This is a genomic window from Pseudoduganella sp. RAF53_2 (assembly GCF_052113985.1).
In the GTDB taxonomy this organism is placed as follows: domain Bacteria; phylum Pseudomonadota; class Gammaproteobacteria; order Burkholderiales; family Burkholderiaceae_D; genus Rugamonas.
In genome coordinates this window covers 1-7,321 of the sequence record NZ_JBFRDW010000281.1, presented here as the reverse complement: position 1 = coordinate 7,321, position 7,321 = coordinate 1, and the positions used below count along the sequence as shown (strand labels likewise).

10 protein-coding genes are annotated in these 7,321 nt (G+C 57.9%); 8 read left to right on the top strand and 2 right to left on the bottom strand.

Annotated elements, in window-relative coordinates; genetic code table 11:
- Both AB4Z11_RS17285 and AB4Z11_RS17280 read right to left on the bottom strand, forming a co-directional pair.
- A partial coding sequence (locus AB4Z11_RS17285; RefSeq protein ID WP_442026474.1) for a hypothetical protein occupies positions 1–268 on the bottom strand: 268 nt, incomplete at its 3' end.
- A gap of 68 nt (positions 269–336) precedes the next feature.
- On the bottom strand, positions 337–783 hold the full coding sequence (locus AB4Z11_RS17280; RefSeq protein WP_442026473.1) for a DNA-binding protein: 447 nt from the start codon (positions 781–783) through the stop codon (positions 337–339).
- Positions 784–972: 189 nt separating this feature from the next.
- Here AB4Z11_RS17280 and AB4Z11_RS17275 point away from each other — a divergent pair, with 189 nt between their 5' ends.
- The 8 genes from AB4Z11_RS17275 (at position 973) to AB4Z11_RS17240 (ending at position 7,266) form a co-directional block, all read left to right on the top strand.
- Positions 973–1,296 carry a helix-turn-helix domain-containing protein gene (locus tag AB4Z11_RS17275; protein ID WP_442026472.1) on the top strand — a complete coding sequence of 108 codons (324 nt, stop codon included), beginning with the start codon at positions 973–975 and terminating at the stop codon, positions 1,294–1,296.
- Positions 1,297–1,350: 54 nt separating this feature from the next.
- On the top strand, positions 1,351–1,830 hold the full coding sequence (locus AB4Z11_RS17270) for a hypothetical protein (RefSeq protein WP_442026471.1): 480 nt from the start codon (positions 1,351–1,353) through the stop codon (positions 1,828–1,830).
- On the top strand, positions 1,827–3,983 hold the full coding sequence (locus AB4Z11_RS17265; RefSeq protein WP_442026470.1) for a Mu transposase C-terminal domain-containing protein: 2,157 nt from the start codon (positions 1,827–1,829) through the stop codon (positions 3,981–3,983). The genes AB4Z11_RS17270 and AB4Z11_RS17265 overlap by 4 nt, the downstream gene beginning before the upstream one ends.
- Before the next feature lie 79 nt (positions 3,984–4,062).
- Positions 4,063–4,797, top strand: coding sequence for an AAA family ATPase (locus tag AB4Z11_RS17260; RefSeq protein WP_442026469.1), 735 nt, complete (start codon positions 4,063–4,065; stop codon positions 4,795–4,797).
- Positions 4,794–5,414 (top strand): hypothetical protein, encoded by a 621-nt coding sequence (locus AB4Z11_RS17255; protein WP_442026468.1) that lies wholly within the window; start codon positions 4,794–4,796, stop codon positions 5,412–5,414. Before AB4Z11_RS17260 ends, AB4Z11_RS17255 begins: the two co-directional genes overlap by 4 nt.
- The gene (locus AB4Z11_RS17250) at positions 5,401–5,904 is read left to right on the top strand and encodes a hypothetical protein (protein ID WP_442026467.1); all 504 of its coding nucleotides are present in this window, start codon (positions 5,401–5,403) and stop codon (positions 5,902–5,904) included. Before AB4Z11_RS17255 ends, AB4Z11_RS17250 begins: the two co-directional genes overlap by 14 nt.
- Entirely contained in the window at positions 5,901–6,227 is a 327-nt protein-coding gene (locus AB4Z11_RS17245; protein ID WP_442026466.1) for a hypothetical protein, read from the top strand. Before AB4Z11_RS17250 ends, AB4Z11_RS17245 begins: the two co-directional genes overlap by 4 nt.
- Positions 6,220–7,266: a hypothetical protein gene (locus tag AB4Z11_RS17240; protein ID WP_442026465.1), complete on the top strand. Its 1,047-nt coding sequence runs from the start codon at positions 6,220–6,222 to the stop codon at positions 7,264–7,266. The genes AB4Z11_RS17245 and AB4Z11_RS17240 overlap by 8 nt, the downstream gene beginning before the upstream one ends.
- The last annotated feature ends 55 nt before the right edge of the window (positions 7,267–7,321 follow it).

Here is a 7,321-nt window from a genome sequence, read left to right as displayed (position 1 = left end):
CGGCATAGCGGCAAAATTCATTGAGGGAAGCGTCTGCCATCCATTTGCGCCACTTCTCAGCAATCCTATCCAGATTTGCGTGCCTTTTGGCACGATAGCGGCGACGGCGCGCAAGCTCCGAACAACCAAAGGAGGCATCATTGGCCGGCGCCTCCATCTCTTCCTTGTGAATCCAGGTGAAGCAGGCTTTGGCGGCCTGCTGGCTATCAGCGATAGCTGAATCTAGAAGCGCTTTTAGCGCACCAACAATCTTTTCTTTACGTTGCATTTTGATAACTAAACTTACTTAAAATTAATAAGTTTAGATTGATCGAGTGCCGAAAAGTCTCTCCAATTCTATCCAAGAGCACGAAGTACACGCTGCATCGCGTCTGGGCCTTCTTCCAAGTGATTTTGAAGGTACTCGTAAAGGAGTGCGATGAGTGCTGGACGCCGATCTGCGCTCACCTGGATGTTCCGCTCCTTCTCCCATTCGGTCAGCGCCCTGATTGCCAGTTCCAGTTTTTCCGTATCCACTTTATTGGTCCCGCCGGCAACGGTCCCAGCCACATGAGCGGTTTCCCTGGCGGCCTCAAACCGTGCATGCACAGTCCCAGCAAAGTATTTGGCAGGCACCTCGTAGAGCCGCTTAGTACCGCCTATGCCCTTTTGGGTTTCAAATTTCCACCCTTCGGCAGAGGCGCGTGCGATGACGCCTGGTTTGCTCTTTGGTAAGCCAGGAAGTGCCAAGGCGGCAATTTCAGACGCTGAGTAGAGGCGACCTTTCAAAACACTTTGTTGCATGAGAGTGTCTTCCAATCATTGAAAAAGTGTATTCACAAAACACTTAAAATTATTTCTTATTAATCAAATACTTATAGCCTAAGCGTCGAACACCTAACCACAAGCTAAGTGTTTTGTGCAAAAACGCATTGACTTAACACTTCTTAATGCTTAACATGCGCCCTAGAACAACCCCGATAGGTGTAACCGATGAGCGCATTCAATGAACCAAAAAAATCCACCCAAGCTGATTGGCATAGGGCGGATGTTGTAGCAGCCCTCCATAAAAAAGGGTGGTCCCTTCGTGAACTGTCGCGCCAGCATGGCCTCAGCGCTGGAACGCTGAAAGCCGCCCTGGACCGTCCTTACCGCAAGGCAGAAGGAATTATCGCCGCTGCGTTGGAACTCAAGCCCGAAGTAATTTGGCCAGAGCGTTACGCTGCTCGCAATTTTACGCCAGTTTTAACGCTTCCAGCCACTCTGGCCCGCAACACGCGGCCCGCTCTTTCCGCTCTTCCATGTGTAGAAGCGTAAGGCAGAACACACTTCTAGCCTACCAAGACGATTCTCGAACACAGGAAAACGACAATGCGAAACAGACAATGGAAATCGATGCGGCCCGCCAGCGTAGGCGAGGCAATGGAACTTTGCATCGAATTCGCAGCTGAGAAAAAGCGACGCCCGGTTAAAGTCCTCGCCGATTTAATGGGCGTTGAAGTGAAAACGCTTTATCGCTGGCTTGCGGAAACTTCGATGCCGTTAAATCGCGTTCGCCAATTTGAAGATTTCTGCGGCGTGTCCTACGTCAGCGAGTACCTGTGCCTCGCCCAAGGTGACAAAGTGGTCGTGGCGATCCCGTCTGGCAAAAAGGCTGACGTGACCGACCTCGCAGAGATTCAGGCGTCGTTTGCTGATGCGGTTGGTTTGCTGGCCCGCTTCTATAAAACTGGCGCCGCTTTGGATGAAACGGTGGCGGCCTTGACGAGCACGCTTACACACCTTGCTTACCAGCGCACCAACGTACTCAAAAACCAGTCCCCCGAATTCGATTTTGGAGCGGCCGAATGAGCATGGCGCTGATCAAGTCCTCCTACACGGCGTCAGAGCTGTTGACCCTCAGTCTTCCAGGCATGCCCGTTACCAAAGCGGCTGTTCTTGCAAAGGCTAGTCGGGAAGGCTGGCCGTACACGGAGGTTACAGGCGTTGGCGGCACGCGTCGCGAGTACCAACCACCAGCACAGGTAATGCAGGCGATTAAAGACCAAGTCGCAAATCAGCTGATAAAGACAGCAGGCAATTCTGGGGCCGCAAAGCTTGCGCAGTTGGCGCTAGCCGCGCCAGTACCAAAGGCGCTGGTGCCGGTCGCTAGTTCGGGAGCGTTAAAGGACTGGCAGAAGCGCACCGCCGAGGCGCGCGCCGCCCTCCTGGCGGAAGTGGACCGCGTGGCCCAGCTGGTCGGCCGTGAAAAAGCCATTATGAAGCTGGTCATCATGGCCCAAGAGGGTTCGCTGCCCGATCACCTGGCCAACCTGGTGCCAGTAGCGAACGCCAAAGCCGGCAGCAGTGGCAAGCGCACGCTGAGCCGTCGCACCATTCACCGCTGGATCGCTGACACCAACCAGGCCAAGACCGCAGACGGTCGCCGACAGGTCAACGCGTTGGCTCCCAAGGATGCTCACAGCAAGGTTGATGTGCCGGAATGGGCTGCAGACCTGCTGGCGGTATACCAGACGCCGCAAAAGCCCAGCCTGGCCTTCGCTGTCGAGCAGATCGCGCCCGCATTCGGCATCGATCCGACCCAGCTGTATCACCGCGCCCGCCGTTTTCTCGGCAAGATGGGCAACGTAGAGCTGCAACGTGGCCGCATGGGTTCCCGCGACCTGTCGAACATCAAACCGTTCATCCGCCGCGATAGCAGCGTGCTGTGGCCGTCCGATGTGTACACAGCTGACGGTCACACGTTTGACGCAGAGGTGGCGCACCCAGCCCATGGCCGTCCATTCCGCCCTGAAATGACCGGCGTGGTTGACGTCGCGACTCGTAAGTATGTCGGCTGGAGCGTGGACCTCGCGGAGAGCGGCCTGGCGGTACTGGATGCGCTGCGGCGCGCATGCGAAGTGGGCGGCATCCCCGCGCTGTTCTATGTTGACAATGGATCGGGCTATCACAACGCGCTGATGGCGGCGCCGGGTGTCGGTATGGAATCGCGCCTGGGCTTCCAAAAAACGCACAGCATTGCCTACAACTCCAAAGCGCGCGGCATCATGGAGCGTTCGCACCAGACCGTGTGGGTGAGCGCAGCCAAAGAACTGCCAACCTACATCGGCGCCACCATGGACCGGCAGGCGATGCAAAAGGTGCACAAGTTGACTCGCAAGGAAGTCGCACACACGGGCCGCAGCAAGTACCTGATGCCTTTTAACGACTTCCTGAAGTTCGCCAATGACCATGTTGATGCCTACAACAATAGGCCTCATCGCGCACTGCCTAAAGTCTTTGATCCAGAGCTTGGCCGCAAGCGCCACATGACACCAAACGAGGCATGGGACCAAGGCGTTAAAGACGGCGCGCAGCTGGTGACCATCACCGAGGATGAATCGCGCGACCTGTTCCGACCGCAACGCGAAGTCAAGACGCTGCGCGGTGAAGTGCGCCTGTTCGGGAATCTCTATTTCGCTCATGCGCTGCAGGAGTATCACGGCGACGTGGTGCGCGTGGGGTACGACGTACACAACGCGGACCAGGTATGGGTCTATGACCACAAAGATCGCTTCATCTGCAACGCTGGCTTTGAGGCCAACAAGCGCGCGTACTTCGCTGAGTCAGCTATGGAAGTGGCTGCACGTAAGCGTGCGGCAGCAAGGCTGCAGCGCCTGGATGTGAAGCGCCAGGAAGTGCAYGACGAGCTGCATGGTGCGCCGCTAGTTCTGGAAAACGCGCCCAGCCCGACCCTGCAAGACATCACCGGCGTTTCCTCGCTGCAGATGCTGGACGTGGAGCTGCTGGCCGTACCGGTTGAGGCGCCAACCCGTCCAATCTTCATGCTGGAGTCCGACCGCTACGAGTGGCTTATGCAGCACCAGGGGGAGTGGAACGCGAATGACCGCCAGTTCCTGGAGCAGTTCGTCGCCAGCGACATTTACGAATCGCTACAAGAGCGCTTTGAGTGCCTGGGCCTGGGCTGGCAACCTGGTGCAACCAATGCAGTACGTGCTGGGTAATTGAGTAGTAGCTCTGCCCGGTGATGGGCACCGGGCGGCGAGATTTAACGTAGGAACTTGAAAAGCAAGGAGAGTATAGGTGAAAAAGGGCTTCGTACAGAACAGCAACTACGCACGCTTCGTGCAGACGGTAAAAGCCACCGAGCAGCGCGGCGCCCGCGAGGCATCGATGATGCTGGTTACCGGCCCAGCAGGGCTTGGCAAATCGGCCACCGTGGACCGCTATGCGGTCGATACCAGCGCACTCTACCTGCGCGGCAAGGAGACCTGGACGAAACGCGCGCTGCTGATGGAACTGGCAGAGCTGCTGCGCATTCCGACCAACGCGACCAACCACGCCCTGCAGGCCAAGATCATTGGCGCCATCGGTGCGCGCCAGACGCCAATCATCATTGACGAAGCCGAACATACCGTCAGCAGGTCCGCCAGCATCCTGGAGTGCATCCGGGACATCAGCGACTTGACCGAAACGCTGATTGTGCTGGTGGGCATGGAAAGCATGGAATCGATGATTGCTCGCCATCCGCAGATTAGCAGCCGCATTGCCGCTGTGGCTCGCTTTGAGGCGCTGACCGTGCAGGATGTGCAGCTGGCGTGCAAGCAGCTATCGGAGTTCCCTATGGATGCGGAGCTGGTCCAAGAACTCCATCGCCAGAGCGCGGGCAAGATGCGCCTGGTTATGAACGGCATTGCCAATATCGAGCGCGTCGCCAAGACGAACGGCCTGACCAGTGCCACCTTTGAGGCAATGCGTGGTGTCGAACTGTGCATCGAGTGGCAGGCGCGTCGTCCACGGGTGGGAGGCGCACGATGAGCGCAGTGTGGACGTCCCAAACCGTGATGGAGGCGGTCAAGGTGCTGGCGTGCCCTCGGGGATGCGTTAAACACGCCGCGATCATGCGACACACCAAGCTGACGAGCCGCCAGGTCGCAGCAGCGTGCGCCAAGCTGGTCGAGCACGGTTACCTCAAGCGCGAAGAATACGCCGATAACACGGTCAAGCCAGGCTGTTATCACCTGACCTCGCTGGGACGGTTGGCCCAGGAAGAAGGCGCCAGGCTAACCAGCGGCCCTAAAGGACCGACAGGTATCCCAAAGATTCGCACCAACAGCTTGCGTGACCGCGCATGGCGTCTGCTGCGCATTCGTCGCAAAGCCAGTATTCCAGAACTGGTGAGCGTGCTTTTGGATGCGGGCAGCAGCCAAGCGGACATCGACCGTGCGGAAAACAACCTGGCCAAGTACATCCGGCCACTGGTGCGCGCCGGCTATCTCACGGAATTGCGACGTGAGGCACCGCAGTCCCTCACGTCGAACGGCGCTAAACGATTCCTRTTGGTGCGCGACACGGGCGAAATCGCGCCCATCCCGCAGCCGGCACAGAAAACGGTCTATGACCCAAACGAGGAGAAACAGTATGACGCAGCGTGAAACGGAATGGTTTGCCTTGCTGCAGGCGGACGTGCAGGCCACCGGCAGCGTTGCCGCGACGGCCCAACGAGTTGGCGTATCGCGAGGGGCGCTGTCAGCGATCTTGAATCAGACGGCATCCTCACCATACGTCAACGGCAAGTCCGGCACTGCGAAGATTGAGGCGCGCATTCTGAACACCATTGGCCGCATCGAGTGCCCGTTTTTAACGGTCCTGATGGAGCGCGAACACCGCATCACTGGCTTGGAGTGCCGCGAGCATTCGTCGCGCGAAACACCACCGACGAATAGCCCGCGTGCCATGTCGCACTGGCGCGCATGCCAGAACTGTGAGAAGCGCGTACCTGGCGCCGCGCCTGCACCGGCTAAGCAGCAAGCACGCATCAAAGACGCCGCGCCTGCAGAGCCTCCCCAGCAGGCAGGGATTATCGACAAAGTAACGCTGCCCCTGCCGGAAGTCGGCGGCCCACAAGTGGAGACTGCGCCATGAATACCGCCACACACAACGTTGTCCCTTTGCGCCAGGCTCATGTCGCCATCCAGGGTGCGAACGGGCCAAAGGTCTGGTCGGCTGAAGCTATCCAGGCATTGAGCGTACTCAATCGCGCTGTGCGCTGGTTGCGTGAGCAAGATGTACCGGTGCAGTCCGTAGACGTTACCGGCACGCGGCCGACCATTGCAGTGCATGCCAATGCTGGCCCGGTGTTGACGGCCGCAGCTCACGGCAAGAGCACCAGGCGCCTGCCAGATGGCGGGAGTCTGTGCAGTGTGATCGTGCATGACTGTCTGATCCAGTGGCAGCCCCATGAATAGCCTGGAGAAGATTCTCGGGCCGCATCTGATGGCAGATCGATTGGCCACCGGCATGTATCGATATGACAGTGATGGCGAGCTGGAAAAGCGCTGCAGCAGGTGCCGGGACTACTGGCCCGCTGATACCGAATTCTTCCATGCATCCAGGGGGCTGCCAGACATGCTGCATAGCCAGTGCCGCGCGTGCACTCAAGAACGTAGAACCAACAAAACTTCGTCAACCAAGAAAGGGACCGAAAACATGAGCAACCCAACCCGCAATGACATTTTGACCCTCCTGCGCCAGCGTCCAGGACTGAACGCTGTGCAGATTAGTGATCTTCTGGACATCGATGTCCCAGTAGTCGAGGGGCAACTGAAGCTCGCCGAACAAGAAAAGCAAGTAGCAGCAAATCTGACCTTAGGTGCAAATGGCCAAATGGTCACCGTATATCGGATTGAGACATCGTTCCTGGACTGGAAAGTTGCGGCGAAACCAGATTCGGCCTCTGTTCAGCCAGACACCGTCGAAACGGGCGAAGACAAGCAAGACAAAGAGACCAGCAGCGCTACCACTAGTGCGAACTTCGTACCGAGCGAAGGCTACAGCAAGGAACTGCATAACCAGCATAAAGGTACGGCGCGACAGTCGCTAGTGGATAAGGCAATTGCCTATCTGGAGAAGAGCGGCCCAACGTCAGCGGCCGTTCTCAAGGACGCCCTTGGCATCAGCTACCAGGTGAGCACGCTTCTGCGCGTAGCCTTGTCGGCGGGCACCGTTAAAAAAGCCGGTGGCTTCTACTGCCTGGCGGATCGCGAAGACGAGCTGGAGAAGTCCAACCAGATCGCCCTGGCAGCCAGCCAGCACAGCGATACCAACAACGCGCAAGGTGGTTTGATAGAGCTGCTGCGCGAGCGCCTGTCGCCAGACGAATTCCGTGGTTTCCTCAAGGGCAGCGTCATCTTCCACACCTTGGGCGGGCATGACGCTCAGAACACTCATGCCTTCCATGTGGCCGGCGAGTTCGCCAAGCACCTGGCAGCAACCACCAATGATTAACGCGAAGGAGCAACGCATGACCGACCAAACCGAATACATGACCAATCCCAAAGGG

Excerpts from the sequence above, each read along its gene's own strand:
- AB4Z11_RS17275 (WP_442026472.1), top strand. The coding sequence starts at position 973 with ATGAGCGCATTCAATGAACCAAAAAAATCCACCCAAGCTGATTGGCAT.
- AB4Z11_RS17245 (WP_442026466.1), top strand. The coding sequence starts at position 5,901 with ATGAATACCGCCACACACAACGTTGTCCCTTTGCGCCAGGCTCATGTC.
- AB4Z11_RS17250 (WP_442026467.1), top strand. The coding sequence starts at position 5,401 with ATGACGCAGCGTGAAACGGAATGGTTTGCCTTGCTGCAGGCGGACGTG.
- AB4Z11_RS17270 (WP_442026471.1), top strand. The coding sequence starts at position 1,351 with ATGCGAAACAGACAATGGAAATCGATGCGGCCCGCCAGCGTAGGCGAG.
- AB4Z11_RS17280 (WP_442026473.1), bottom strand. The coding sequence starts at position 783 with ATGCAACAAAGTGTTTTGAAAGGTCGCCTCTACTCAGCGTCTGAAATT.
- AB4Z11_RS17240 (WP_442026465.1), top strand. The coding sequence starts at position 6,220 with ATGAATAGCCTGGAGAAGATTCTCGGGCCGCATCTGATGGCAGATCGA.